This is a genomic window from Pseudomonas sp. 28 E 9, assembly GCF_900004785.1.
GTDB classification, from domain to species: Bacteria; Pseudomonadota; Gammaproteobacteria; order Pseudomonadales; family Pseudomonadaceae; genus Aquipseudomonas; species Aquipseudomonas orientalis_A.
Genome location: NZ_CVTK01000055.1, coordinates 157,644 through 183,969, shown reverse-complemented (window position 1 = coordinate 183,969; position 26,326 = coordinate 157,644). Strand labels below are relative to the sequence as shown.

Below are 26,326 nucleotides of genomic sequence, written 5' to 3'. Positions count from 1 at the left end.
AGTGTGTCAGTCAATGCATAGGTTGGCTGATCGACCGCAATCGGGGGCAAGCCCCCTCCCACATTGGTTTTTTGGTGCCTCTGCAATTAGCGTTGGTGCACCAGATTGCCGGCCGCGTAGGTCTGCAATACCGCCCGGTCATCCCCCAGTGTCATCAGCACAAACAACGTCTCGGCAATGTTATTGGCCTGCTTCAAGCGGTAGCTGAGCAGCGGCGTGGCGTTGTAGTCCAGCACCAGGAAGTCCGCGTCCGTGCCCGGCTGCAAGGTGCCGATCCGGTCCTCCAGGCGCAACGCCCGCGCGCCGCCCAGGGTGGCCAGGTACAGCGACTTGAACGGGCTCAACCGCGCACCCTGCAATTGCATGACCTTGTAGGCTTCATTCAGCGTTTGCAGCAGCGAGAAGCTGGTGCCGCCGCCCACGTCGGTGCCCAGGCCGACATTCAGTGTGTGCTTCTCGGCCATCGGCAGGTTGAACAGGCCACTGCCGAGGAACAGGTTCGACGTCGGGCAGAACGCCACGGCCGAGCCGGTCTGCGCCAGCCGGGCACACTCGTCGTCACACAGATGCACGCCGTGGGCAAACACCGAGCGTTCGCCCAGCAATTTGTAGTGGTCGTACACATCCAGATAGCCTTTGCGCTCCGGGAACAACTCCTTCACCCATTCGACTTCCTGCTTGTTCTCACTGATGTGGGTCTGCATGTACAGGTCCGGGTACTCGCCCAGCAGTTGCCCGGCCAGCGCCAGTTGCTCCGGCGTGCTGGTCGGCGCAAAGCGCGGCGTGACGGCATAGTGCAGGCGGCCCTTGCCGTGCCAGCGCTCGATCAGCGCCTTGCTGTCCTGGTAGCCCGATTGCGGCGTGTCGGTCAGGTAGTCCGGCGCGTTGCGATCCATCATCACCTTGCCGGCGATCATGCGCAGGTCGAGTTTTTCGGCCGCTTCAAAGAACGCGTTCACCGACTGCGGATGCACACTGCCGAACACCAGCGCGGTGGTGGTGCCGTTGCGCAGCAGTTCCTTGATGAAAATGTCCGCGACTTCCTCGGCGTGGGCCTTGTCGGCGAACTGGCTTTCACAGGGGAAGGTGTAGGTGTTGAGCCAGTCCAGCAACTGCTCGCCATAGGCACCGACCATGCCGGTCTGCGGCAGGTGGATGTGGGTGTCGATCAGGCCGGGGGTGATCAATGCATCCTGGTAGTGAGTGATATCGATGTCAGCGGGCAACGTCGGCAGCAGGTCGCTGGCGTGGCCGAGCGCACTGATCTGGCCGTTATCGATCACCAGCAGGCCGTCTTCGAAATATTCGTAGGACGCTTCAATGCCCACGATGGCAGGGTCGTCGATGCTGTGCAGGATGGCGGCGCGGTAGGCTTTGCGGGTCAAAGGCATGGTGATCTCAATTGATAGCTTGGCTGCGGCGTGACACCGGCAGCAATTTGGCAATGGTTTCGGCGCCGGCGGTGTGCTGGCCGAAATTGGCGTTATAGGTGGCGATGATTTCGCCGGCGATGGAGATGGCCATCTCCACCGGCAATTTGCCCTTCACCTCGGTGAGGCCCATGGGGCAGCGCATGCGTTGCAGTTGCGCGGCATCGAAGCCGCGATCGCGCAGGCGGTGTTCGAATTTGACGCGTTTGGTTTTCGAGCCGATCAGGCCGAAGTAGGCAAAATCATTGCGCTTGAGCAGGGCGGCGGTGAGTTCCAGGTCCAGCGCGTGGTTGTGGGTCATGACGATGCAGTAGCTGCCCGCCGGCAAGTCGGCGATCTCGTCGACCGGCTCTTCGCTGACGATTTTACGCACGCCTTGCGGAATGTTCTCCGGGAATTCCTGCTCACGGGCATCGATCCAGCGCACCCGGCACGGCAGGCTCGCCAGCAACGGCACCAGCGCACGCCCCACATGGCCGGCACCGAACACCGCGATGTGCGCCTGCACCTGGCCCATCGGTTCGAACAGCAGCACGGTGACGCCACCACAACACTGTCCCAGACTCGCGCCGAGACTGAAGCGCTCCAGGTGGGTGTTCTGCTGGCCACGGGCGAGCATCTCGCGGGCGAGCTGCATCGCCTTGTATTCCAGGTGCCCGCCGCCGATAGTGTCGAAGGTCTGCGCGGCACTGATCACCATCTTCGAACCGGCGTTGCGCGGCGTGGAGCCGAGCTCTTCGATGATGGTCACCAGTACGCAGGGCTCGCCCTGGTTCTGCAGGTCGGCGAGGGCGCTGATCCAGTTGTTCATAGTCACCTCTTGTGGTGTCTGTCAGGCCGTCATCGGGGGCAAGCCCCCTCCCACATTTTGAACTGTGAATACATTCAAGTGTGGGAGGGGGCTTGCCCCCTATGGCAGCGCCTCGGTCTAGAGCGAAGCCAACTCGGTTTCGGTATCCACCGCCACAGCGGCGCTCAACTTGCGCATCTGCTCACACCCCCACAACACCCGCTCGGGAGTGGCCGGCGCGTCGATCTTCGGCTGCTGGCGATAGTCACCCAGGCTCGCCACCGCATCCTTGATCGCGCACCACGAAGCAATCCCGAGCATGAACGGCGGCTCGCCCACGGCCTTGGAGTGGAACACCGTGTCCTCGGGGTTCTTGCGGTTTTCCACCAGCTTCACCCGCAGGTCCAGCGGCATGTCGGCCACCGCCGGGATCTTGTAGCTGGCCGGGCCATTGGTCATCAGCTTGCCCTTGTTGTTCCACACCAACTCTTCCATGGTCAGCCAGCCCATGCCCTGGATGAACCCGCCTTCCACCTGGCCGATGTCGATGGCCGGGTTCAACGAGGCGCCCACGTCGTGGAGGATGTCGGTGCGCAGCATCTTGTATTCGCCGGTCAGGGTGTCGACGATCACCTCGCAGCAGGCCGCGCCGAAGGCGAAGTAATAGAAAGGCCGTCCGCGCGACTGGCTGCGGTCATAGAAAATCTTCGGGGTCTTGTAGAAGCCGGTGCTCGACAGCGAGACCTGGGCGAAATACGCCTGCTGGATCAGCGCCTCGAAGCTCAGGATCTGCTCACGCACGCGCACATGGCCGTTGCGAAATTCCACATCCGCTTCGCTGACGTCGTACTTGCGTGCGGCAAATTCCACCAGGCGCTGCTTGATGGTTTCGGCGGCGTTCTGGGCGGCCTTGCCGTTCAGGTCGGCACCGCTGGACGCCGCGGTTGGCGAGGTGTTCGGCACTTTGTCGGTGTTGGTCGCGGTGATCTGCACGCGGTCGATGTCGACTTGGAACACTTCGGCCACCACCTGGGCGACCTTGGTGTTCAGGCCCTGGCCCATTTCGGTACCGCCATGGTTCAGGTGAATGCTGCCGTCGGTGTAGATATGAATGAGCGCGCCGGCCTGGTTGAGAAAGCTTGCGGTAAACGAGATGCCGAATTTGACCGGGGTCAGCGCCAGGCCCTTTTTCAGGATCGGGCTGTGGGCGTTGTACAGGCGAATCGCTTCGCGGCGCTCGGCGTATTGGCTGCTCGCCTCCAGCTCGGCGGTCATTTCTTCGAGCATGTTGTGCTCGACGGTCTGGTAGTAATGAGTAACGTTGCGCTCGGTCTTGCCGTAGTAGTTGGCCTTGCGCACAACCAGCGGGTCCAGCGCCAGATGGCGGGCGATGGCGTCCATCACTTCCTCGATGGCGACCATGCCCTGGGGGCCGCCGAAGCCACGATAAGCTGTGTTGGAGGCGGTGTTGGTCTTGCAGCGATGGCCGTTGACTGTGGCATCGCCCAGGTAATACGCGTTATCGGCGTGGAACATCGCGCGGTCGACAATCGAGTTGGACAGGTCCGGCGAACAGCCGCAGTTGCCGGCCAGCTCCAGGTTGATGCCGTGCAAACGGCCGTTGTCGTCAAAGCCCACGTCATATTCGATGTAGAAAGGGTGGCGCTTGCCGGTCATCAGCATGTCTTCGACCCGCGGCAGGCGCATCTTGGTCGGTTGCCCGGTGAGGCGTGCCACCACCGCGCACAGGCAGGCGGGGCTGGCGGCCTGGGTTTCCTTGCCGCCAAACCCGCCGCCCATGCGGCGCATGTCGACGACGATCTTGTTCATCGACACATCGAGCACTTCGGCCACCAGTTTCTGCACTTCGGTGGGGTTTTGCGTGGAGCAGTAGACGATCATGCCGCCGTCTTCGGTGGGCATCACCGAGGAAATCTGCGTCTCCAGGTAGAAATGCTCCTGGCCACCGATATGCAGCGTGCCCTGGATACGGTGTTTCGCGCTCGCCAGCGCGCCGGCCGCATCACCGCGTTGATGGGTGTGGCTGTCGAGCACGAAGTGTTTGTTGCGAAACGCCGCGACCACATCCAGCACCGGCTCCAGGTCTTCGTATTCGATCACCGCCGCCATCGCGGCTTTACGCGCGGTCTCAAGATCGCGGGCGGCCACGGCCAGCACCACCTGGCCGACGAACTGCACGGTGTCGATGGCCAGCAACGGATCGCCGGGCATCAGCGGGCCGATGTCCTTGAGGCCCGGTACGTCTTGGTGGGTAATCACGATGCGCACGCCGTCGAAGGCATAGCAGGGCGCGGTGTCGATGCTGAGGATTTTCGCGTGGGCGCGGTCGGACATGCGCGCATACAGGTGCAACTGGTTGGGAAATTCGAGGCGGTCGTCGATGTACTGCGCCTCGCCGCTGACATGCTTGGCCGCGCTGTCATGCCTGACGCTGCGGCCGACCCCGGAGGTCAGGTCCTGGGCAAACAGCTCGGCCAGTTCGGCCTGGGTTTTTACCACGGCGTGATGGTTAGACATAAGCGGTCACCCGAGTCTCGATGTGCGGCGTTTGCAGTTCGATGAAGTATTTGCGCAGCAGGTTCTGCGCGCTGAGCAGGCGGTATTCCTTGCTGGCGCGGAAGTCCGACAGCGGGGTGAAGTCCTCGGCCAGGGCGGCGCAGGCTTTTTCCACGGTAGCGGCGTTCCAGGTGGCGCCGACCAGTACCGTTTCGCAGTGCCTGGCGCGCTTGGGGGTAGCGGCCATGCCGCCGAAGGCGACGCGGGCCTGGCTGATCACACCGTTGTCGAGCTTCAGGTTGAAGGCGGCGCAGACGGCGGAAATATCGTCGTCCAGGCGCTTGGACACCTTGTACGCGCGAAACAGTGAATGGCCCTTGGGCACGATGATTTTCTCGATGAATTCGCTGTCCTGGCGGGCAGTGACGCGGTAGTCGATAAAGTAGTCTTCCAGCGCCAGGGTGCGGCGGGTCTGGCCCTTGCACAGCACAATCTGCGCACCGAGGGCGATCAGCAGCGGCGGCGAATCGCCGATGGGCGAGGCGTTGCCGATATTGCCGCCCAGGGTGCCCTGGTTGCGGATCTGCAGGGAGGCGAAGCGGTGCAGCAAGTCGCCAAAATCGGGGTATTCGTGGTGCAGCGCGGTGTAGCAGTCGGAGAGGGCGGTGGCGGCGCCGATTTCCAGGCGGTCATCGAAGGATTCGATGCGCTTCATTTCTTCGATATTACCGACGTAGATCATCACCGGCAGGGTGCGATGGAACTGCGTGACTTCCAGCGCCAGGTCGGTGCCGCCGGCCAGCAGGCGGGCTTGCGGGTAGGCGTCATAGAGATCGGCCAGGTCGGCGACCGTCAACGGCACCAGGCAGCGTTTGTCGCCGCTGTTGAGTTCGCCGGTTTGCGTCGGCGCAATCGCCTTGAGCTGCGCGATGGTCTGGGCTTCACGGCTGTCGAACTGGTCCTGGGGCTTGTTGCAACAGGCCTGTTCGGCCGCCGCCAGAATCGGGCGGTAACCGGTGCAGCGGCACAGGTTGCCGGCCAGGGCTTCGTGGGCTTTCTGGCTGTCGGGCGCGTCGCTGTTCTTTTGCAGGGCAAACAACGACATCACGAAGCCCGGGGTGCAAAAGCCGCACTGCGAGCCGTGGCACTCGACCATCGCCTGCTGCACGCTGTGCAGTTGGCCCTGGTGCTTGAGGTCTTCGACACTGATCAGTTGCTTGCCATGCAACGACGAGACAAAGGTCAGGCACGAATTGAGGCTGCGATAACGGATCTGCTCAACGCCTTGATCGTTGCGGTGCAACTCGCCGACCACCACGGTGCACGCACCGCAGTCGCCGCTGGCGCAGCCTTCCTTGGTTCCGGATTTGCCCACATGCTCACGCAAATAGTTGAGCACGGTCAGGTTGGGGTCCAGGGCGTGCTCGCTACGGAGTTCCTGGTTAAGTAAAAACTGGATCACGGAAGGCCTCGCAGACTCATTATTGTTGTTAACCGCTTTGCGCCGAATCTAGTCATGTCTGACTTTTCGGTCAATGGTTTTCTGACCTAAGGGTCAAGAAAATCCGGTCGCAACACATTCAATTATGGTCCAGTCTTCTGGAACCGGTGTTTTCAGGGGCTTATGGCTGTTAAGGCTTGCGTGTTTCATGCCAAATTCGCCACCGTGGGCGTAGCGCCATCAGCGGGCCAATGCGCTACACTGCCGCGCTTGTACCGATAGAAGATTTTGAAGGGAAAACATGACGTTCAAGGCGCCGGACAGTCTCGCCGAGCAAATCGCTCACCACCTCGCCGAACGTATCATTCGCGGCGATCTCAAGCCTGGGGAGCGGATCCAGGAACAGAAGGTCACGCTGGCACTGAATGTCAGCCGTGGTTCCGTGCGCGAAGCCTTGCTGATCCTCGAACGCCGGCACCTGATCGCGATCCTGCCGCGCCGTGGCGCTCATGTCACTGAACTGACCGCACACAAGGTGCAGAGCCTGTGCACGTTGATGGGCGAGATGTACATCCTGCTTGGCAATGCAGTCGCCGAAGGCTGGCAGACCCAGGCCGACATGGCGCCATTCCTGCAAATCCAGCAGCGCCTGATGGCCAGCTACGAGCGCCAGGACATCCGCGCCTTTGTCGAAGAAAGCTTCAATGTGATGCGCGCCGCGTATCCCTTCGCCAACAATCCGTACCTGCAGGAAACCGTCGAGAACCTGCAGCCGGCGATGAACCGCGCCTATTACCTGGCCCTTGACCAGCGCAAGGCGGAAATGAGCGAGTACCTCGCGCTGTTCGAACAACTGCTCGCTGCCGTGCTGGCCCGCGACCTGGCGCAGATCCGCCTGGTGCTGTCGGCCTACTGCCAGCGCAGCAGCTCGCTGGTCATCGCAGCGTTGGCGGACGCCTAAACGTGCGGCTCAAGTGCATCAAACTGGCGGGGTTCAAATCCTTCGTCGACCCGACCACGGTGAACTTCCCCAGTAACATGGCGGCGGTGGTCGGGCCCAATGGCTGCGGCAAGTCGAATATCATCGACGCCGTGCGCTGGGTGATGGGCGAGAGTTCGGCGAAAAACCTGCGCGGCGAGTCGATGACCGACGTCATCTTCAACGGTTCCACCAGCCGCAAACCGGTGAGCCAGGCCAGCATCGAGCTGGTGTTCGACAACTCCGACGGCACCCTGGTCGGCGAGTACGCGGCCTACGCGGAAATCTCCATTCGCCGTAAAGTCACGCGCGACAGCCAGAACAGTTATTTCCTCAACGGCACCAAATGCCGTCGACGCGACATCACCGATATCTTCCTCGGCACAGGCCTGGGCCCGCGCAGCTATTCGATCATCGAGCAGGGCATGATCTCCAAGCTGATCGAAGCCAAGCCCGAAGACCTGCGCAACTTTATCGAGGAAGCGGCCGGCATCTCCAAATACAAGGAGCGCCGCCGCGAGACCGAAAACCGCATCCGCCGCACCCATGAAAACCTCGCCCGCCTGACCGACCTGCGCGAAGAGCTGGAGCGCCAGTTGGAGCGCCTGCACCGCCAGGCCCAGGCGGCCGAGAAGTATCAGGAATACAAGGCCGAAGAGCGCCAGCTCAAGGCACAACTGTCGGCCCTGCGCTGGCAGGCGCTGAACGACCAGGTCGGCCAGCGCGAAGCGATCATCGGCACCCAGGAAGTCAGCTTTGAAGCGCTGGTGGCCGAGCAGCGCAACGCCGACGCCAGCATCGAACGGCTGCGGGACGGGCACCATGAACTGTCCGAGCGCTTCAATCTGGTGCAGGGCCGCTTCTATTCGGTGGGCGGTGATATTGCCCGGGTCGAACAGAGCATCCAGCACGGCCAGCAACGCTTGCGCCAGTTGCAGGACGATCTGAAGGAAGCCGAACGCGCACGCCTGGAGACCGAATCGCACCTGGGCCACGACCGTACCTTGCTGCTGACCCTGGGTGAAGAGCTGGACATGCTCACCCCCGAGCAGGAAATCACCAGCGCCGCCGCCGAAGAAGCCGCCGCCGCCCTGGAAGAAGCGGAAACCGGCATGCACGGCTGGCAGGAGCAGTGGGACACGTTCAACCTCAAATCCGCCGAACCGCGCCGCCAGGCCGAGGTGCAGCAGTCGCGTATCCAGCAACTGGAAACCAGCATGGAGCGCCTGGCTGAACGCCAGCGCCGCCTGCAGGAAGAGCGCGTGTTGCTCGCCGCCGACCCGGAAGACGCGGCGATCATGCAGTTGAGCGAGCAACTGGCCGAAAGCGAAATGACCCTCGAAGAACTCGAGGCCAGCGAAGCGCAGCAAGTGGAGCGCCTCGAGCAACTGCGTCAGCAATTGCACACCGCGACCCAGGCGCAGCAACAGGCCCAGGGCGATCTGCAGCGCCTCAACGGGCGGCTGGCCTCATTGGAAGCCTTGCAGCAAGCCGCGCTGGACCCCGGCACCGGCACCGCCGAATGGTTGCGCGACCAGCACCTGGCCGAGCGCCCGCGCCTTGCTGAAGGCTTGAAGGTCGAGGCCGGTTGGGAACTGGCGGTGGAAACCGTGCTGGGCGCTGATCTGCAAGCGGTGCTGGTGGATGATTTCGGCGGCTTCGACCTGGGCGGTTTCACCCAGGGCGACCTGCGCCTGCTCAGTCCCGCAGCCGATGGCACGCGCGTGCCGGGCAGCCTGCTGGACAAGGTCGAGGCGGCGATTGACCTGTCGCCGTGGCTGGGCCAGGTCAAGCCGGTCGAATCACTGGAGCAGGCCCTGGCCCAACGCGGCCAGTTAGCGGCCGGCGAAAGCTTGATCAGTCGCGACGGCTATTGGGTCGGCCGCCACTTCCTGCGCGTGCGCCGTGCCAGTGAGGCCGAAAGCGGCGTATTGGCCCGTGGCCAGGAAATCGTCAACCTGAGCGCCGAGCGTGAAGAGCGCGAGGCCACCCTGGAAAGCCTGGAAACCGAACTGCAAACCCTGCGCGCCACCCAGCGCCAGCAAGAGACCGGTCGCGAGCATCTGCGCCGCCTGTTGCAGGACGAGGCGCGCCAGCAGGGCGAACTCAAGGCCCAGCTCTCCGCGAGCAAGGCCAAGGTCGAACAACTGACCCTGCGCCGCACCCGCCTTGACGAAGAAGTCGCCGAAATGGGCGAGCAGCGTGCTCTGGAGCACGAACAGATCGGCGAAGCGCGCCTGCTGTTGCAGGAAGCCCTCGACAGCATGGCCCTGGACACCGAGCAGCGCGAACTGCTGCTGGCCCAGCGCGACAGCCTGCGCGAACGCCTCGACCGCGTGCGCCAGGAAGCCCGCCAGCACAAGGACCACGCGCACCAACTGGCGGTGCGCCTCGGCTCGCTGCGCGCCCAGCACACGTCCACGGCCCAGGCCCTTGAGCGCCTGGAGATGCAATCGGAACGCCTCACCGAAAAGCGCGAGCAACTGAGCCTCAACCTGGAGGAGGGCGAAGCGCCGCTGGAAGAGCTGCGCCTCAAGCTCGAAGAGTTGCTCGACAAGCGCATGAGCGTCGACGAAGAACTCAAGACCGCGCAGATCGCCCTCGAAGACGCCGACCGCGAACTGCGCGAGGCTGAAAAGCGCCGCACCACGGCCGAACAGCAATCCCAGCTGATTCGCGGTCAGCTCGAACAACAGCGCATGGAGTGGCAAGCCCTGACCGTGCGCCGCAAGACCCTGCAGGACCAGTTGCTCGAAGACGGTTACGACCTGCACGGCGTGCTCAACACGCTGACCGCCCAGGCCAACGAAAAAGACGCCGAAGAAGAACTTGAGCGCATTGCCGCGCGTATCCAGCGACTGGGCGCGATCAACCTCGCGGCCATCGATGAGTACCAGCAGCAGTCCGAGCGCAAACGTTATCTGGATGCCCAGAACGCCGACCTGGTCGAAGCGCTGGACACCCTGGAAAACGTGATCCGCAAGATCGACAAGGAAACCCGCAACCGCTTCAAGGATACCTTTGATCAGATTAATGGCGGTTTACAGGCGTTATTCCCAAAAGTTTTCGGTGGTGGCAGTGCCTACTTGGAACTGACGGGCGAAGATCTACTCGATACAGGGGTAACGATCATGGCGCGGCCACCGGGCAAGAAGAACAGCACCATCCATTTGTTGTCCGGCGGCGAAAAGGCCCTGACGGCCCTGGCCCTGGTATTTGCCATCTTCAAGCTGAACCCGGCGCCGTTCTGCATGCTCGACGAGGTCGATGCACCGCTGGATGACGCTAACGTTGGACGCTACGCTCGGCTGGTCAAGGAGATGTCCCAGACGGTGCAGTTCATCTATATCACCCACAACAAGATCGCCATGGAAATGGCCGATCAATTGATGGGCGTGACGATGCATGAGCCGGGCTGTTCGCGTTTGGTCGCCGTCGATGTGGAAGAAGCGATGGCGATGGTGGAATCCTGAGGTCTGTCAGGAAGAAATTTTACAGCACGCTGTAGGACGGTTTACCGGTCTGGGAAAAGTGGCAAATGGACATATTTGCTCAAGGCATTTTGACAGACGGTGTAAAGTTATCTTTCGTCGTGCTAGTTTAATGTCAATTTTTCGTATGCGTGGGCAAAACGTCAGTCAGAACATAGAGTTGGCGCCACGTTTTAAAGCGGTTTGCACGGTGCTAAACCCCTTATTTTTCAGCATTTTTTATTAGAGGCACGGGATTACATGGAAATCGGTCTGCGCGAGTGGCTGATCGTCATCGGCATCATTGTCATTGCCGGTATTCTTTTTGATGGCTGGCGCCGCATGCGCGGTGGCAAGGGCAAGCTTAAATTTCGCCTGGACCGAAACCTGTCCAACTTACCTGACGACGACGGCAGCGCCGAGCTGCTGGGGCCGCCCCGTGTGCTGGATACCCATAAGGAACCGCAGCTGGACGAGCACGACTTGCCGTCGATGAGCGCGCCGGTGCGTGAAGCCCGCGAGCCGTCGTCCAAGCGTGGCAAGCGCGGCAGTGCGGGCGTGGCCGAGCCGCATCAGGGCGACCTGAACCTGGACGTCGACGAAGGCCCGAGCTTCAGCAGTCGCGACGATGATTTCCCGGATGAAAACGGCGGCAAGGCCCCATCGCGCCATTCGGTCAACGATCAGCCGGCGGCCGAAGAAGTGCTGGTGATCAGTGTGATCTGCCGCGATTCCGGTGGCTTCAAAGGCCCGGCCCTGTTGCAGAACATCCTTGAGAGCGGCCTGCGTTTTGGCGAGATGGATATTTTCCACCGTCACGAAAGCATGGCCGGCAACGGCGAAGTGCTGTTTTCCATGGCCAACGCGGTCAAGCCCGGCACCTTCGATCTGGACGACATCGACCTGTTCAGCACCCCGGCGGTCAGTTTCTTCCTCGGCCTGCCCGGCCCGCGTCACCCCAAGCAAGCGTTCGACGTGATGGTGGCCGCGGCCCGCAAGCTGTCCCAGGAACTAAACGGCGAGCTCAAGGACGACCAACGCAGCGTCCTTACCGCCCAGACCATCGAGCATTACCGTCAGCGCATCGTCGAGTTCGAGCGTCGCGCCCTGACACAAAAACGCTGAGGATTACGCCTCGGCGTTGTCGGATAGAATAAGCGCACTACCATTTGAGCAGCTTCGGCTGCTCTTTTGCTTGTTGAGAGAACACCATGACCGCCGCCCATACCCGCATCCTCGAACTGCGCGCTGAACTGGATCAGCACAATTACCGTTACCACGTCCTTGATGAGCCGAGCATTCCGGACGTTGAGTACGACCGCTTGTTCCATGAGCTCAAAGCCCTGGAAGCCGAACATCCGGAACTGGTGACGCGTGATTCGCCGACACAGCGGGTCGGCAGCGCGGCGTTGTCGGCGTTTACTCAAGTCAGGCATGAAATCCCGATGCTCAGCCTCGGTAACGCCTTCGATGAATCGACCATGCTGGAATTCGATCGCCGGGTGACCGAGGGCCTGGATCTGCCGGCCGGGGACTTGTTCGCCAGTGTCGAATACAGTTGCGAGCCGAAGCTGGATGGCCTGGCGGTCAGCCTGTTGTATCAGGATGGCGAACTGGTGCGCGGCGCCACCCGTGGCGACGGGACCACCGGCGAAGACATCAGCGTCAATGTGCGCACCGTGCGCAACATCCCGTTGAAGCTGCACGGCAGCGGCTGGCCGGCCACCCTGGAAGTGCGCGGTGAAGTGTTCATGTCCAAGGCCGGTTTCGAGCGCCTGAACGCCTCGCAACTGGACGTCGGCGGCAAGACCTTCGCCAACCCGCGCAATGCGGCGGCCGGCAGCCTGCGCCAGCTGGATTCGAAGATCACCGCCAGCCGCCCGCTGGAATTCTGCTGCTATGGCATTGGCCAGGTGACGGCGGACATCAGTGACACCCATATCGGCAACCTCAAGCAGTTGCAGAAGTGGGGCATGCCGATCAGTCATGAACTGAAACTGGCCAAAGGCATTCAGGAATGCCTGGACTATTACCGCGACATCGGCGAGCGGCGTAACAGTCTGTCGTACGAGATCGACGGTGTGGTGTTCAAGGTCAACAGTATTGCCGCCCAACGGGAACTGGGCTTCCGCGCCCGCGAGCCGCGCTGGGCCATTGCGCATAAATTCCCGGCCATGGAAGAACTGACCGAGTTGCTCGACGTGGAATTCCAGGTCGGCCGTACCGGCGCCGTCACGCCCGTGGCGCGGTTGAAACCGGTCAAGGTCGCCGGCGTGACCGTGTCCAACGCCACCCTGCACAACATGGACGAAGTGGCGCGCCTGGGCCTGATGATCGGCGACACGGTGATCATCCGCCGCGCCGGGGATGTGATCCCGCAGGTGGTCTCGGTGGTTACCGAGCGTCGTCCTGAACATGCCCGTGCGGTGCAGATCCCCGAAAGTTGCCCGGTGTGCGGCTCCCACGTGGAACGCACGCAACTGGTCAAGCGCAGCAAGGGCAAGGAAACCGTCAGCGAGGGCGCGGTGTACCGCTGCGTCGGGCGGCTGGCCTGTGGCGCGCAGCTCAAGCAGGCGATCATTCATTTCGTCTCGCGCCGCGCCATGGACATCGACGGCCTGGGCGACAAGACCATCGAGCAACTGGTGGATGAAAAACTGATCGGCTCGCCGGCCGACCTCTACAAACTCAAGTATGAGCAGATCATCGACCTGGAAGGCTTTGCCGATATTTCCAGCAAAAAGCTGATCGCCGCCATCGAAAACAGCAAGACGCCGACCCTGGCGCGGTTTATCTACGCCCTGGGCATTCCCGATGTGGGCGAGGAGACCGCCAAGGTGCTGGCGCGCTCCCTGGCGTCCCTGGAGCGGGTGCAGAAGGCCTTGCCGGAAGTGCTGACGTACTTGCCGGACGTGGGGCTGGAAGTGGCACACGAAATCCACAGCTTCTTTGAAGACAGCCATAACCAGGAGGTGATTGGCGCGCTGCTGTCGCCCGATGAATGCGCCCTGCAATTGCAGGAGCAGGGCGACCTGAGCGCCGAGTTCGCCGCCAGCACCACCCTGGGCGGCCTGCTCGACAAGCTGCACGTGCCCTCCGTGGGGCCGGGCGCGGCGCAGAAACTGGCGGACAAGTTCGGCAGCCTCGAAGGCGTGATCAAGGCCGACTGGCTGGACATGCGCCAGGCCCTGCCCGAGAAGCAGGCCAAGGCCGTGCGCGACTTTTTTGACAGCGAAGACAACGCCAACCGCGCCCTGGCCATCGAGCAGCAGCTCAAGGACTTCGGCATGCACTGGCAGAGCGAGAAAAAGGTCGTCGAAGGCCTGCCGGAAGCCGGACACACCTGGGTGCTCACCGGCTCCCTGGAGTTGATGAGCCGCGACGTGGCCAAGGACAAGCTCGAAAGCCTGGGCGCCAAGGTGGCCGGTTCCGTGTCGGCCAAGACTCACTGCGTGGTGGCCGGGCCGGGCGCCGGTTCCAAATTGGCCAAGGCCAGCGAACTGGGGCTCAAAGTGCTCGACGAAGAGGCGTTCGTCGCTTTCCTCGCCAAGCACAACATCTCCGTCTGACGATCGTTCCCACGCGTGGGAACGATCCTGCGAGGGAAATGATCTAGTCTCAGTCACCCCTGGGAGAGATCGCCATGTTTCGCTACTTCGAGCAACTCAGCACGCGCATCGCCGCACCGTTCATGGCCGGATCCTCGCGTAACAGCAAGGTATGGCAATGCCGCTGCGGCCAGTCCTTGTTCTTTCGCAACAGCCAGTGCCTGGCCTGCTCGGCGCTGCTGGGCTACCACCCGCAGCAAAGCCGCTTGTCTTCACTGCAACCAGGTCCGGTGGCTGACACCTGGCTGCTGGACGCCAATCTCGACGCCGGCGCCTTTCGCCGCTGCGCCAACCTCCAGACCCCGGCGGCCTGCAACTGGCTGATTCCGGCGCACAGCACCTCTGCCCTGTGCGTAGCGTGCAGCCTGAACCGCACCATCCCGGATTTGTCCATCGCGGAAAATCCCGAGCGCTGGCGCAAGGTGGAAACCGCCAAGCGCCGACTGGTGGCCCAACTGATCAGCCTGGGCCTGCAGGTGGTGCCCAAAAGCGTCGACGAAGACACCGGCCTGGCGTTCGACTTCGTCGGCATCGACCTGCAAGGCAATGCGCCCACGACCGGTCACGCCAACGGCCTGATCACCCTCGATATCAAGGAAGCCGACGACGCCCATCGTGAAAAGGTTCGCGTACAGATGCACGAGCCCTACCGCACCTTGCTCGGTCACTTCCGCCATGAGGTCGGCCACTATTACTGGGACCGCCTGATCGCCAACAGCCACTGGCTCGAGCCGTTTCGCAACCTGTTCGGCGACGAGCGCGCCAGTTACGCCGACGCGCTCGATCAGCACTACCAGAACGGCCCACGCCCGGACTGGCAGCAAACCTGCGTCAGCGCCTACGCCACCATGCACCCCTGGGAAGATTGGGCCGAGACCTGGGCGCATTACCTGCACATGATGGACGCGGTCGACACCGCCCTGGGGTTTGGCATGAGCGCTCGGGAGATGGACCTCGATTACCAGCCGTTTCCCCTGACCACCCTGTACGACCCCGAACACCCTGGTGGAGCGGCATTCCTCTCCTTCGTCAACGCCTGGATCGAACTGGCCGGCATGCTCAACGAACTGTCCCGCGCCATGGGCCAGCCGGATTTCTACCCCTTCGTGCTGCCGCCGGCGGTGATAGCCAAGTTGCACTTTATCCACCTGGTCATCCAGGAAGAGGGCGGCAGGGCCGATGAGGTCCTGCAGGCACAATGATAAAAAAATGCGGGAGGGGGCAAGCCCCCATGCCAGTCTGTAGGAGCGAGCTTGCTCGCGAAAAATTCACAGGCACCGCGTTCATTCAGAAAGTACGCGTTATCGTTGACGTTTTTCGCGAGCAAGCTCGCTCCTACAGAGTGATTGGGAGAGCGTCATCATTGAAGGCCATGGCAAGTACTTGAAGCTTCTCATTTTTTACGGTTGTAACTTCCAATCAGATCGGTACAATGGCCCCGCTTGCCGAGAGGCCAGCGTCGTTATGGTGACCCCATCGGTCCCCCCGCAACGATTACCCGTGAACCTGGTCAGAGCCGGAAGGCAGCAGCCACAGCGGGAACATTGTGTGCCGGGGTGTGGCTGGTGGGGTTGCCTCCATAACGCTCCCTCCTGCAATACCCTCCCAAAAAAATCTCAGTTATTCAGCCAGTCATCTGTGACGCTTATTGCGCAGTGCATGACGACCCTTCCACGACTGGTGGCATACTCCCAAGCGTCTCTCTCCTGGCCATGAGGCTGTATGCACTCGGAACATTTTGATTTATCCAGCCCCGTGTTCTTGCCGATCACCGATGAAACCTGTGCGGGTTTGTTGGGTTCTGACGGTGCGGGTGCGCTGCTGGCCCTGAGTGAGCCGGAGTTGGCCGCTGTGTTGGTTATCCAGAATCTGGCGCAAATGCCGGAACACGAGTTGAGTGCAGTGGGCGCTGAAAGGGTGCTGGCCAAACTCATTGGCTGGGCGGCGCAGGGCAGGCATTCGGCCGCCGTGAGCTTGCTGTCGGAGGCACAACGGTTGTTTGACCCGCGCAAGCTGTACTTCGGCCTCAATGTGGTCAAGAGCCTGAAGTTGCGTTTTCTCTTAGCGGATGAAGTCCTGGCGCGAGAGTATCTATTGCCCGACGGCCAATGGGACGTCGAGTACAAAGTCCGTCACCTCAAGGCCAACAATCCCTTCCGCCAGCAGATGGTCACGCCCAGGCACCGCGAGCGCTGGTTGAGCGCCGAGCAGGACAAACTGGTCCGTACCTTTCGCGCCAACCTGAACGAAGACCTGCACGTGCAAGGGTACGCCGGCATTGGCAAGAGTCACCTGCTGGTGGCGCTGATGGAGCATCTGCGCCCCGAAAAGACCTTGTTGCTGGCACGTACACCGGCAAAGCTGGAAACTCTGCGCGCGCGCATGGTGGGCGTGCGGGAGAGAAAGGCCGGGCAAACCTTCCACGGGTTTGCCCACGTCTTGTTGCATGGCCCAAGGCCACAGCCGCTGACTACCCAAGGGCGCGTCCCGAGCAAGCAGGCACTGGCGCAGGAATTGAACATCTTCGGTTTTCGTCATCTGGAAGGGCAGGCGCTGCTGGATGTCTGCCTCAAGGTGCTGGAAAACTACTGCGGCTCCCGGGACTACAGCCTGTCGGCCAAACATCTGCCGCACTTCAAGCAAGCGCTGTCCAGCATTGATGCCAAGGTACTGGTCGAATACTCCAGCCGGTTATGGCGCTACCTTGAGGCGAATCCGGCCTGGAACGCTCACACCGGGTTTGAAGCGTTATTGATGATCAAGCGCGCCAGCCTCGCCGGCAGTGTGGTGCCTGAGCGCTATACCCATGTGTTGATTGATGAGAGCCAGGACATTCCAGCGCCTTTGCTGCAAATCATCGAACGCGGGCGCCAGGTGCTGATCACCCTGGGCGACGAGTATCAGCAGGCCAGTGGGGTGCTGGTCAAGCGCGCCCGCGAGGTTCGCCATACGGATGTGAGCTATAGCGTGCGCTCCGGGCGCAATGTCGAGCGCCTGGTCAATCCGCTGATCAGCCAACACTCGCAGAAAAGCAAGGTGCTCTTCGAAGGTGCACGGGATGCGGACGTCGGTATCGAGCTGTATCCCCAGGGCTTTGTGCCGCCGCCAGGGTGCGTGGTGCTGACCGCGTCCTGCTGGGACACCATGAAGTGGCTCATCCAACTGAGCGAAGAGCGTTGTGCCTGTGCGTTTGCCAGCAGCGAGGCGCAGCAGGATCTCAACTATTTCATGGACACCGTCATCGCGCTGTTCAAGCCGCAATTCTATGGCAGCGATTACGGCGATCGTGGTCCCCATCCGTTTTTCAGCGATATGGCCGACTGGCAGCAGGTGCGCGACGCGTGCCGGTTCGATGAGGCGTTCCTGTGGGTCGAGGAACAACTGGAAAAAGGCTTCAATGTGGCCGACGTGACACGCTTGAACAGGCTCAGCGGCCACCCCGGCGAGCGCTGTTTATTGATGTTGGCGCAAGACGCCGGCGGCATGGAGTTCGAACGGGTCCTGCTCACGCCCGAGTTGCTCACCAATGTGAAGTTCCAGGACGCGTATGCGTTCGATCAGCGCTTGTGCGCGGTGTACATCGCCATTTCCCGCGCCACCGTGCAGCTTTATCTGCCCTATGACGTGGTCGAGTGGATCGACTACCACCAGTATCAGAAGACCCGCGATGTGCATGGCTACTGAGTGATTTATTCTGGCTGATTCACAACTTTCGAAAGCCTCTCTGGACAACCCCCAGGCACCTTGTTAGCTTCCGCCGGCCACTTGTTTCAGAGTACGACAAGGGCGTGGACTTGATATCGAAGCGCAATCGCTTCTTTAACGCACAAGGATGTCCGTCATGAAAAGCCTGCAAGGGTTGCCTCGTCTTATCAGTGCCTCGGTCGGTACACCCGGTAAAGCCCGCAACTTGCCTGCCGATGTTCAGTGCATCCAGTATCTATTCAACCTGATCATTCCCAAGCTGGGTTTCGCCCTGCCCGAAAACGGCAAATGCGATGGCCAACTGGTGCAGTGCATCAGCCAATACCAGTTCCGTCATCTCAAGTACGCCCACCCCGATGGCGTGATCGACCCTACCGGTCGTACCTTCAACAGCCTGATCGAAGAGGCGTTGAAGGTGCCGGTGACGGCCTTCCCGACGATGCGCATTCCGAGTTTTCTGAATGCCTTCGGCAATAACAATGCCGATGCGGTGCAGGCCACCGTCAATGTCTACCTGAACCAGGTGCGTGCGGTGATCGAGGCCGAACGGCGTAACCGGCAGTTGATGATGCAGTCCACTTGCGATGGCGGTATGACGCTCAGCGACACTGACTTTCAGAACGCCGCCAAGCAGCTGGGTAACGGCATCTCGGTGAATGTCATCAAGGCGTTCGCCACGATCGAGTCGGGCGGAAAGGTGGGCTTCGGGCCGGCGAAGTTGCCGATCATCGCCTTCGAGGGCCATCACTTTCGCAAGTACACCAAGCACATTTACGACCAGTCGCACCCGCTGCTGTCGTACGTCTACAAGAAAAAAGCCGGCCCGCAATGGCAGGCCAACAACAAGGACCAGGTCAAGGCCTGGGAAACCATGGCCACCGCGTTTGCTCTGGATCAGGAAGCGGCGTTGCTGTCGGCCTCGTGGGGCATGTTCCAGATCATGGGGTTCAATTTCGCGTCTTGCGGATTCAAGACCGTGTTCGAGTTCGTGGCGGCCTTGAAGATCAATGCCGGCAATCAGCTCAAGGCCTATCTGAGCCTGTGCGGCAAAAATACCGCGTTGATGACGGCCATGAAAAACAAGGAATTTACCGCCATGGCGCGCAACTATAACGGTGAGGACTACGGCAACTACGACGTGCTGATGAAGCAGGCCTACGACGTACTGGAAGGGAAGAAATAAGATGATGCGTTTACTGGCGATGGGTGTGTTGTCGTTATGCGTCGTGGTGCCTGTGCTTGCAGGGCCTGCCGCGTTGCAGTCGGGCAAGTACGAGGGGCTGATGCTGGCGGTGACGCCGCAGCAGCAGGTCGAGGGGTTCTACTCGGAGGCGATGGGCGAGGGCGTGACGCGGGGGTGCAGCTTCTTTCTGCAAGGTAAACCCGAAGCGCTGACCACCTGGCGCGAGGCGGCTTATCCCGGCAGCGTAGCGGCAGCGGCCGACGGCGTGACCCTGACCGTGGAGCAAGGTCGCCAGCATCCAGGTTGTATCAATGTGTTGATGCCGGACATCGCTACGGGTCTGGAGTTGAGCCGGACCGCCCGGAAAAAATGGATCGGCCTGGTGACGGTATCGGCCGAAAAGGCCTACCTGTTGAAAACGCCGGGCGCCAAAGCGACAAAGCGTCCCTACATCGTCAAAAATGATGTGGTGGGCGTACTGGCGTTCAAGGACGGCTGGGCGCAGGTGGAATTTATCAATGCTGACGAGCGTTCGTTCACCGGCTGGATCAGCCAGGATCAGTACGCACGGTTGGCTGCACCGCAGCTCTAAAAAATGTGGGAGGGGGCAAGCCCTAATGCCAGTTTGTAGGAGCGAGCTTGCTCGCGAAAAACTCACAGGCACCGCGTTCATTCAGGAAGCACGCGTTATCGTTGACGTTTTTCGCGAGCAAGCTCGCTCCTACAGACTGGCATGGGGCTTGCCCCTCCCACATTTTGGACTGTGTCAGCCGAAGGTTTCGCGCAGCAGCCCGGCGAACGCGTCCCGTGCCAGGTGCCGCTGGGTGTCGGTGTGCCAGAACAGCAGGTTGTCCACGGGGGCCAGCGCTTCAAAGCAATACGACGCCAACTGGTTGGCCTGCTCATAGCGCGCCAGAATGCCCTCGGGCGCCAACGCGACGCCAATCCCCGCGCTGACGCAACCGATGATTGTGCCCCAGCTGGCATAGCTGGCAATCGCCGGCTTGAAGTCCTGAGGCTTGAGCCAGTTTTCCAGGGCGGCGCGGTAGGGGCAGCCGGGCGGCCACACCAATAATGTGCGGCCGGCCAGGTCTGCGGCGCCGGTGATGGGCGCGCTCGACGCGCTGGCGATCAATACCAGGCGTTCGCTGTAAACCACGCTGTGTTCCAGCTTCGGGTGTTTGCCACTGGCGGCTACCAGCGCCACATCGAGGCGATGGTGCTGCAGGTCGTCCAGCAACTGCGCCCAGGCGCCGGTGACCAGTTCCAGGCTGACCTCAGGGTAGCGCCGGTGGTACTCGGCCAGCAGCGGCGGCAGGCGCCCGCTGGCGCTGGACTCCACCGCACCGATGCGCAGCGTGCCGCGAGGCGTCGCCGTGGCATCCAGTGCGCGTTTGGACTCGTCCACCAGCGCCAGGATGCGCTCGCAATAATCCAGGAAAATCTCCCCGGCGGCGCTGATCGCCAGCCCGCGTCCGGCACGAATGAACAAGGGCGTGCCCAACTCGCTTTCCAGCTGCTTGATGCGCGTGGTGATGTTGGAGGGCACGCAGTGCAATTGCAGGGCAGCCTGCGCCACGCTGCCGGTTTGCGCCACGGCTCGCACCATTTTCAGTTGGGCCAGTTCCATTGCTCAGTTCCAGTGATCTCAGAAGTCAGAAACGCTTAATTGTGCTGCGCCTGGCGCGGGCCAAGACTGATGGCATTCCTTCCCTGTGCCCCGGATGCCGTCGATGAATGCCCCATCTCATGTGAAGCTTACGCTAGTCGTTGCCGTCGTGATTCTCTGTTGGGCGTATTCGCCGATTGGCGTGCACATCGGCTTGCACAGCTATAGCCCTAGGCAACTGGCGTTGCTGCGCTTCCTGATCGCCTCTCTGTTCATGGGCGCGGTGGCGCTGGTGGCGGGCATTGGCCGGCCGCGCCTGCGGGATTTGCCGTGGCTGCTGGTGCTGGGTTTTTTCGGGGTGTTCCTGCACCACACCTGCCTCAATAGCGGCCAGCAGTGGGTGACCGCGTCGGCGTCCAGCGTGCTGGCGCAGTCGGCACCGCTGTTCAGCGTGTTGATTGCGTTTTTCTGCCTGAAAGAGCGGGTCAGTGCCTGGCGCTGGGGGTGTGTGCTGTTGGGCTTGTGGGGTGTGCTGGTGGTGATCAGGGGCGATCATGGCATGGCCGAGATGGACCCGCGCGGTTTGCTGATCCTGCTGGCGGCCCTGTCCTGGAGCGTGTATTTCGCTGTCCTGCGACATTACGCTTACCGCTACAGCCCGCTGACGCTGGCCTGCTATATGGTCTGGTCCGGCACCTTGATGCTGTGCGTGAACCTGCCAGGTCTGCCCGCTGCAGTGGCACGGGCACCGCTGCCGGACAACATGGCGGTGCTGGTGCTCGGTATTTTTCCCAGTGCCCTGGCCTACCTGGCCTGGGGCTACGTGCTCAAGCACGTTGAAGTCAGCCGCGCCTCGGTGGCGATGTACCTGATCCCACCCGTAGCGATGATCTTGGCGGCGATGCTGCTGGGCGAGCGCATGACCCTGCAGGTGCTGCTGGGCGGGCTGATGGTGCTGGCCAGTGTCGCAGCTATCGGCCTGGAGGCGCGCTGGGCGCGTTCTTTGCGGCGTACAGCCGGTGCAGGATCAGGCCTCTGAGGAGCGCTTAGTCAGATAAGACGAGCGTGCCGGATGCAATTTCCCCCTTGCTCCGCTAGCATTACCGCCTCCCGCTTCCCAGTTGCGACGGTTTTCGATGAGTTATCAGGTTCTTGCACGTAAATGGCGTCCGCGCTCGTTCCGCGAAATGGTCGGCCAGACCCATGTGCTCAAGGCTCTGATCAATGCCTTGGACAGCCAGCGGCTGCACCACGCCTACCTCTTCACCGGTACCCGCGGCGTGGGCAAGACCACCATCGCGCGCATCATCGCCAAATGCCTGAATTGTGAAACCGGTATCACCTCGACACCGTGCGGCACCTGTTCGGTGTGCCGCGAGATCGACGAAGGGCGTTTCGTCGACCTGATCGAGATCGACGCCGCGAGCCGCACCAAAGTCGAAGACACCCGCGAACTGCTCGACAACGTGCAGTACGCACCGAGCCGTGGCCGCTTCAAGGTCTACCTGATCGACGAAGTGCACATGCTGTCCAGCCATTCCTTCAACGCGCTGTTGAAGACCCTGGAAGAGCCGCCGCCCTACGTCAAATTCATCCTGGCCACCACCGACCCGCAGAAACTTCCTGCGACGATTTTGTCGCGGTGCCTGCAATTCTCCCTGAAGAACATGACCCCCGAGCGGGTGGTCGAGCATTTGACCCACGTGCTGGGCGTCGAGAACGTACCGTTCGAAGACGACGCACTGTGGTTGCTGGGCCGCGCTGCCGATGGCTCGATGCGTGATGCCATGAGCCTCACCGACCAGGCCATCGCCTTTGGTGAAGGCAAGGTCCTGGCCGCCGATGTGCGCGCCATGCTTGGCACGCTGGACCACGGCCAGGTGTTCGACGTGCTGCATGCGCTGATCGAGGGCGATGCCAAGGCCTTGCTCGAAGCCGTGCGCCACTTGTCGGAGCAGGGGCCGGACTGGAATGGCGTGCTCTCGGAAATCCTCAACGTGCTGCACCGCGTCGCCATCGCCCAGGCATTGCCTGAGGCGGTCGACAACGGCCATGGCGACCGCGACCGCGTGTTGGCGCTGGCCCAGGCGCTGCCGGCCGAAGACGTGCAGTTCTATTACCAGATGGGCCTGATCGGCCGTCGCGACCTGCCCCTGGCGCCGGACCCGCGCGGGGGGTTCGAGATGGTCCTGCTGCGCATGCTCGCCTTCCGGCCCGCCGACTCGGCGGATGCGCCGAGACAGCCGCTAAAGCCAGTGGGGATCAGCCAGGCCACAGCTGATTCCGCCAAACCAGTGGCTGGTGCGGCGGTCGTCGCGCCAGTGGCGGTTGCACCCCCAGCAGTTGCCGAGCCGGTGGTTGCCGCCCCGGTGGCCGAACCTGAAGCGCTGATCGAGGCTGAGCCTGAGCCTGAGCCGCAAATCGCCCCGGTGGTGGATCTGCCCTGGAACGACCCGGTTGAAGCGCCTGTCGAGCCCGAGCAACAGCCCGTCGTGGAGCCGGTACTGGACACCACCGGCGAGCAGCCCGAACTGACGCCAATGCCCGCGCCGACCCCGGACAGCGTAGTGCTGGATGCGCCGGAGTGGGTATCGGCGCCGGTGCCGGAGCCGACCGTGGCCCAGGTCGAGGCGGCCACGCCCGGCATCGACCTCGACGATGAACCGCCGCTGGACGAAGACTACATCGAGCCGGACATGGATTCGGCCTACAGCTACCTGGACGAACTCGCCAGCGAACACACCGCCGAGCCGGCCCCCGAGCCGGAAGTGGAGCCCGCTGCGGCCCCGGCCACCGGCCTGGCCCTGCAATGGCTGGAATTGTTTCCAAAGTTGCCGATCTCCGGCATGACCGGCAGTATCGCCGCCAACTGCACGTTGATTGCCATCGACGGCGACCACTGGCTCCTGCACCTGGACCCGGCCCACAGCGCCTTGTTCAATGCCACCCAGCAGCGCCGTCTGAACGACGCGCTCAACCAGTACCATGGGCGCACGCTGACCATCGCCATCGAGCTGATCAAGCCCGAGCAGGAAACCCCGGCCCAGGCTGCGACGCGCCGACGCCTGAACCGCCAGCGCGACGCCGAGGCGTCGATCCAGGCTGATCCGCTTATCCAACAAATGATGCAACAGTTCGGTGCGGTCGTCCGTCACGATACTATTGAACCTGTCGAAGCCCCGGCGCCCCAGGCGTCATGAACCGGGCGATTCTTTTGATCCACGTACTTTTGAGGTGATTCCCATGATGAAAGGTGGCATGGCCGGCCTGATGAAGCAGGCGCAGCAGATGCAGGAAAAGATGGCCAAGATGCAGGAAGAACTGGCCAACGCCGAAGTCACCGGTAAAGCCGGTGGCGATATGGTCAGCGTGGTGATGACCGGTCGTCACGACATCAAGCGCGTCAGCATCGACCCAAGCCTGCTCGAAGGCGTCAGCGATGACGACCGTGAAGTGCTGGAAGACCTGTTCGCCGCTGCCGTCAACGACGCGGTGCGCAAGATCGAAGCCAGCAGCCAGGAAAAAATGGGCGGCATGACCGCCGGCATGCAACTGCCACCGGGCATGAAGCTGCCGTTCTGATCGGCAGGCTTTAGCTGCGCTCCAATGCCAGGCCTCGTGCCTGGCATTTTTGTTTGTGCCCATAAGATCTGAACCCTGGCACAGCAAGCAGGGTCTGCACCCTATACCGATGCAGTCGCTAAAGGAGCCCCTTCATGCCTCAAGAATCCACACTGAACCAACGCATTGTGCTGGTCTCACGCCCTCAAGGCGCGCCGACCCCGGAAAATTTCCGCCTCGAACGCGTAAACCTGCCAGAGCTGGCCGACGGCCAGGTGCTGCTCAAGACACTCTACCTGTCGCTGGACCCTTACATGCGCGGACGCATGAGCGACGCGCCGTCGTACGCAGCGCCCGTGGAAATCGACGACGTGATGACCGGTGGCGCAGTCAGCCGTGTCGAGCAATCACGCAACCCGAAATTCGAGGTGGGCGACCTGGTGGTTGGTTCCACCGGCTGGCAAAGCCACAGTATCTCCGATGGCCGCAACCTGATGCCGGTGCCCAACGGCCTGGCCAGCCCGTCGATGGCCCTGGGGGTGCTGGGCATGCCCGGTATGACGGCTTACATGGGCCTGATGGACATCGGCCAGCCCAAGGCCGGTGAAACCCTGGTCGTGGCCGCGGCCTCCGGCGCAGTGGGCTCGGTGGTGGGCCAGGTCGCCAAGCTCAAGGGCTTGCGCGTAGTGGGCGTTGCCGGCGGTGCGGACAAGTGCCGCTATGTAGTCGATGAGCTGGGTTTCGATGCCTGCATCGACCACAAGAGCGAACACTTTGCCGACGAGCTGGCCCAGGCCTGCTTCAATGGCGTCGACATCTATTTCGAGAACGTCGGCGGCAAGGTGTTCGATGCCGTAATGCCGTTGTTCAACCCCAAGGCGCGGGTGCCCCTGTGCGGGCTGATCGCCGGGTATAACGCCCACGAGGCGCCAAGCGGCCCGGATCGTCTGCCGGCGCTGCAGCGCACCTTGCTGACCAAGCGCGTGCGCATCCAGGGCTTTATCGTGTTTGACGACTACGGTGATCGCCAGCCGGAGTTCCTCAGCGCCATGGCGCCCTGGGTTCGCGAGGGCAAGATCAAGTTCCGCGAAGACGTGGTCGAGGGCCTGGAGCAAGCGCCTGAAGCGTTTATCGGCTTGCTCGAGGGGCGCAACTTCGGCAAGTTGGTCGTACGCGTCGCGCAGGATTGAGCATTTGACGCTAATCCGAGGCGCGGGTATAAACCGCGTCTCGTTGTTTTGTCGGACCCTTCGCCCATGAGCTTCAGCCCCCTGATTCGCCAACTGATCGACGCCCTGCGTACCTTGCCGGGCGTCGGCCAGAAAACTGCCCAGCGTATGGCGCTGCAACTGCTGGAGCGTGATCGCAGCGGCGGTACCCGCCTGGCCCAGGCCCTGAGCCAGGCCATGGAAGGCGTGGGCCACTGTCGCCAATGCCGCACCCTGACCGAAGAAGCACTCTGCCCGCAATGCGCCGACCCTCGTCGCGACGACACGCTGCTGTGTGTGGTGGAGGGGCCAATGGACGTGTATGCGGTGGAGCAGACCGGCTACCGCGGGCGTTACTTCGTGCTCAAGGGCCATCTGTCGCCGCTCGATGGCCTGGGGCCGGAAGCCATCGGCATTCCGCAACTGGTGGCGCGGATCGAAGAACAGGGCACCTTCACCGAGGTGATTCTGGCGACCAATCCTACCGTTGAAGGCGAAGCGACGGCGCATTACATCGCCCAGTTGCTGACCAACAAGGGGCTGATCACCTCACGTATTGCCCATGGCGTGCCACTGGGTGGCGAGCTTGAACTGGTCGACGGCGGCACCCTGGCGCACTCGTTCGCCGGCCGCAAGCCAATCGCTCTCTAAAGATCACCGCAGGATCAAAGATGGAAGGGGGCATAGGTATCTACACAACTCTGTAGCGCCCAACCGTAACCACGATGCGAAGCGAGTCGCTCTTGATCTGGCTTTTGATCTTGATCTCAGGCGCCCCGTTAAACCACGCTGGCCGAACGCAGGCTTGAATCCGTGGGTAACCCG

Annotated in this window: 18 protein-coding genes and 1 other RNA gene; 14 read left to right on the top strand and 5 right to left on the bottom strand. The window is 62.0% G+C overall.

The features are described from left to right. Positions 1-86: 86 nt before the first annotated feature. The 4 genes from guaD to xdhA form a co-directional block, all read right to left on the bottom strand. Positions 87-1,391 carry a guanine deaminase gene (gene guaD, locus BFQ00_RS24365; RefSeq protein ID WP_065934983.1) on the bottom strand — a complete coding sequence of 435 codons (1,305 nt, stop codon included), beginning with the start codon at positions 1,389-1,391 and terminating at the stop codon, positions 87-89. A gap of 7 nt (positions 1,392-1,398) precedes the next feature. Beyond that, positions 1,399-2,241, bottom strand: coding sequence for a xanthine dehydrogenase accessory protein XdhC (gene xdhC / locus BFQ00_RS24360; protein WP_065934982.1), 843 nt, complete (start codon positions 2,239-2,241; stop codon positions 1,399-1,401). A gap of 117 nt (positions 2,242-2,358) precedes the next feature. Next, positions 2,359-4,758, bottom strand: a complete 2,400-nt coding sequence (xdhB, locus tag BFQ00_RS24355) for a xanthine dehydrogenase molybdopterin binding subunit (RefSeq protein ID WP_065934981.1) — start codon at positions 4,756-4,758, stop codon at positions 2,359-2,361. Further along, complete coding sequence (xdhA, locus tag BFQ00_RS24350; RefSeq protein WP_065892355.1) at positions 4,751-6,199, bottom strand: xanthine dehydrogenase small subunit; 1,449 nt, start codon at positions 6,197-6,199, stop codon at positions 4,751-4,753. Before xdhA ends, xdhB begins: the two co-directional genes overlap by 8 nt. 280 nt (positions 6,200-6,479) lie before the next feature. Here xdhA and BFQ00_RS24345 point away from each other — a divergent pair, with 280 nt between their 5' ends. From BFQ00_RS24345 to BFQ00_RS24305, 9 genes are all read left to right on the top strand, one after another. After that, positions 6,480-7,139: a GntR family transcriptional regulator gene (locus BFQ00_RS24345; protein WP_065934980.1), complete on the top strand. Its 660-nt coding sequence runs from the start codon at positions 6,480-6,482 to the stop codon at positions 7,137-7,139. 2 nt (positions 7,140-7,141) lie between these two features. Next, positions 7,142-10,630 (top strand): chromosome segregation protein SMC, encoded by a 3,489-nt coding sequence (gene smc, locus BFQ00_RS24340; protein ID WP_065934979.1) that lies wholly within the window; start codon positions 7,142-7,144, stop codon positions 10,628-10,630. A 258-nt stretch (positions 10,631-10,888) separates the two neighbouring features. Further along, complete coding sequence (gene zipA / locus BFQ00_RS24335) at positions 10,889-11,752, top strand: cell division protein ZipA (RefSeq protein WP_065934978.1); 864 nt, start codon at positions 10,889-10,891, stop codon at positions 11,750-11,752. An 86-nt stretch (positions 11,753-11,838) separates the two neighbouring features. After that, positions 11,839-14,196, top strand: coding sequence for an NAD-dependent DNA ligase LigA (ligA, locus tag BFQ00_RS24330; RefSeq protein ID WP_065934977.1), 2,358 nt, complete (start codon positions 11,839-11,841; stop codon positions 14,194-14,196). 74 nt (positions 14,197-14,270) lie between these two features. After that, complete coding sequence (locus BFQ00_RS24325; RefSeq protein WP_065934976.1) at positions 14,271-15,437, top strand: zinc-binding metallopeptidase family protein; 1,167 nt, start codon at positions 14,271-14,273, stop codon at positions 15,435-15,437. Between the two features lie 272 nt (positions 15,438-15,709). Further along, an RNA gene (gene ffs / locus BFQ00_RS24320) (signal recognition particle sRNA small type) lies at positions 15,710-15,806 on the top strand. Positions 15,807-15,957: 151 nt separating this feature from the next. Beyond that, positions 15,958-17,919, top strand: coding sequence for an AAA family ATPase (locus tag BFQ00_RS24315; protein WP_065934975.1), 1,962 nt, complete (start codon positions 15,958-15,960; stop codon positions 17,917-17,919). A gap of 157 nt (positions 17,920-18,076) precedes the next feature. After that, positions 18,077-19,123, top strand: a complete 1,047-nt coding sequence (locus BFQ00_RS24310; RefSeq protein ID WP_065934974.1) for an N-acetylmuramidase family protein — start codon at positions 18,077-18,079, stop codon at positions 19,121-19,123. A gap of 1 nt (position 19,124) precedes the next feature. After that, entirely contained in the window at positions 19,125-19,715 is a 591-nt protein-coding gene (locus BFQ00_RS24305) for a hypothetical protein (protein ID WP_065934973.1), read from the top strand. A gap of 174 nt (positions 19,716-19,889) precedes the next feature. On the opposite strand, the gene BFQ00_RS24300 is transcribed toward BFQ00_RS24305, so the two are convergent. Next, complete coding sequence (locus tag BFQ00_RS24300; RefSeq protein WP_065934972.1) at positions 19,890-20,753, bottom strand: LysR family transcriptional regulator; 864 nt, start codon at positions 20,751-20,753, stop codon at positions 19,890-19,892. 103 nt (positions 20,754-20,856) lie between these two features. On the opposite strand from BFQ00_RS24300, the gene BFQ00_RS24295 reads away from it, so the two are divergent. The 5 genes from BFQ00_RS24295 (at position 20,857) to recR (ending at position 26,152) form a co-directional block, all read left to right on the top strand. Then, positions 20,857-21,771, top strand: a complete 915-nt coding sequence (locus BFQ00_RS24295; protein WP_065934971.1) for a DMT family transporter — start codon at positions 20,857-20,859, stop codon at positions 21,769-21,771. Between the two features lie 97 nt (positions 21,772-21,868). Beyond that, positions 21,869-23,932 carry a DNA polymerase III subunit gamma/tau gene (gene dnaX / locus BFQ00_RS24290; protein ID WP_065934970.1) on the top strand — a complete coding sequence of 688 codons (2,064 nt, stop codon included), beginning with the start codon at positions 21,869-21,871 and terminating at the stop codon, positions 23,930-23,932. A 43-nt stretch (positions 23,933-23,975) separates the two neighbouring features. After that, positions 23,976-24,314, top strand: a complete 339-nt coding sequence (locus BFQ00_RS24285; protein WP_057721228.1) for a YbaB/EbfC family nucleoid-associated protein — start codon at positions 23,976-23,978, stop codon at positions 24,312-24,314. 134 nt (positions 24,315-24,448) lie between these two features. Further along, entirely contained in the window at positions 24,449-25,483 is a 1,035-nt protein-coding gene (locus BFQ00_RS24280; RefSeq protein WP_065934969.1) for an NADP-dependent oxidoreductase, read from the top strand. A 66-nt stretch (positions 25,484-25,549) separates the two neighbouring features. Further along, positions 25,550-26,152, top strand: a complete 603-nt coding sequence (gene recR, locus BFQ00_RS24275) for a recombination mediator RecR (protein WP_065934968.1) — start codon at positions 25,550-25,552, stop codon at positions 26,150-26,152. The last annotated feature ends 174 nt before the right edge of the window (positions 26,153-26,326 follow it).

Bases quoted from the DNA above. Each gene is read 5' to 3' on its own strand.
- BFQ00_RS24285 (WP_057721228.1), top strand. From the start codon at position 23,976: ATGATGAAAGGTGGCATGGCCGGCCTGATGAAGCAGGCGCAGCAGATG.
- BFQ00_RS24325 (WP_065934976.1), top strand. From the start codon at position 14,271: ATGTTTCGCTACTTCGAGCAACTCAGCACGCGCATCGCCGCACCGTTC.
- xdhB (WP_065934981.1), bottom strand. From the start codon at position 4,758: ATGTCTAACCATCACGCCGTGGTAAAAACCCAGGCCGAACTGGCCGAG.
- recR (WP_065934968.1), top strand. From the start codon at position 25,550: ATGAGCTTCAGCCCCCTGATTCGCCAACTGATCGACGCCCTGCGTACC.
- BFQ00_RS24300 (WP_065934972.1), bottom strand. From the start codon at position 20,753: ATGGAACTGGCCCAACTGAAAATGGTGCGAGCCGTGGCGCAAACCGGC.
- BFQ00_RS24305 (WP_065934973.1), top strand. From the start codon at position 19,125: ATGATGCGTTTACTGGCGATGGGTGTGTTGTCGTTATGCGTCGTGGTG.
- ligA (WP_065934977.1), top strand. From the start codon at position 11,839: ATGACCGCCGCCCATACCCGCATCCTCGAACTGCGCGCTGAACTGGAT.
- guaD (WP_065934983.1), bottom strand. From the start codon at position 1,391: ATGCCTTTGACCCGCAAAGCCTACCGCGCCGCCATCCTGCACAGCATC.
- BFQ00_RS24345 (WP_065934980.1), top strand. From the start codon at position 6,480: ATGACGTTCAAGGCGCCGGACAGTCTCGCCGAGCAAATCGCTCACCAC.
- BFQ00_RS24295 (WP_065934971.1), top strand. From the start codon at position 20,857: ATGAATGCCCCATCTCATGTGAAGCTTACGCTAGTCGTTGCCGTCGTG.
- zipA (WP_065934978.1), top strand. From the start codon at position 10,889: ATGGAAATCGGTCTGCGCGAGTGGCTGATCGTCATCGGCATCATTGTC.
- BFQ00_RS24280 (WP_065934969.1), top strand. From the start codon at position 24,449: ATGCCTCAAGAATCCACACTGAACCAACGCATTGTGCTGGTCTCACGC.
- BFQ00_RS24310 (WP_065934974.1), top strand. From the start codon at position 18,077: ATGAAAAGCCTGCAAGGGTTGCCTCGTCTTATCAGTGCCTCGGTCGGT.
- dnaX (WP_065934970.1), top strand. From the start codon at position 21,869: ATGAGTTATCAGGTTCTTGCACGTAAATGGCGTCCGCGCTCGTTCCGC.
- xdhC (WP_065934982.1), bottom strand. From the start codon at position 2,241: ATGAACAACTGGATCAGCGCCCTCGCCGACCTGCAGAACCAGGGCGAG.
- BFQ00_RS24315 (WP_065934975.1), top strand. From the start codon at position 15,958: ATGCACTCGGAACATTTTGATTTATCCAGCCCCGTGTTCTTGCCGATC.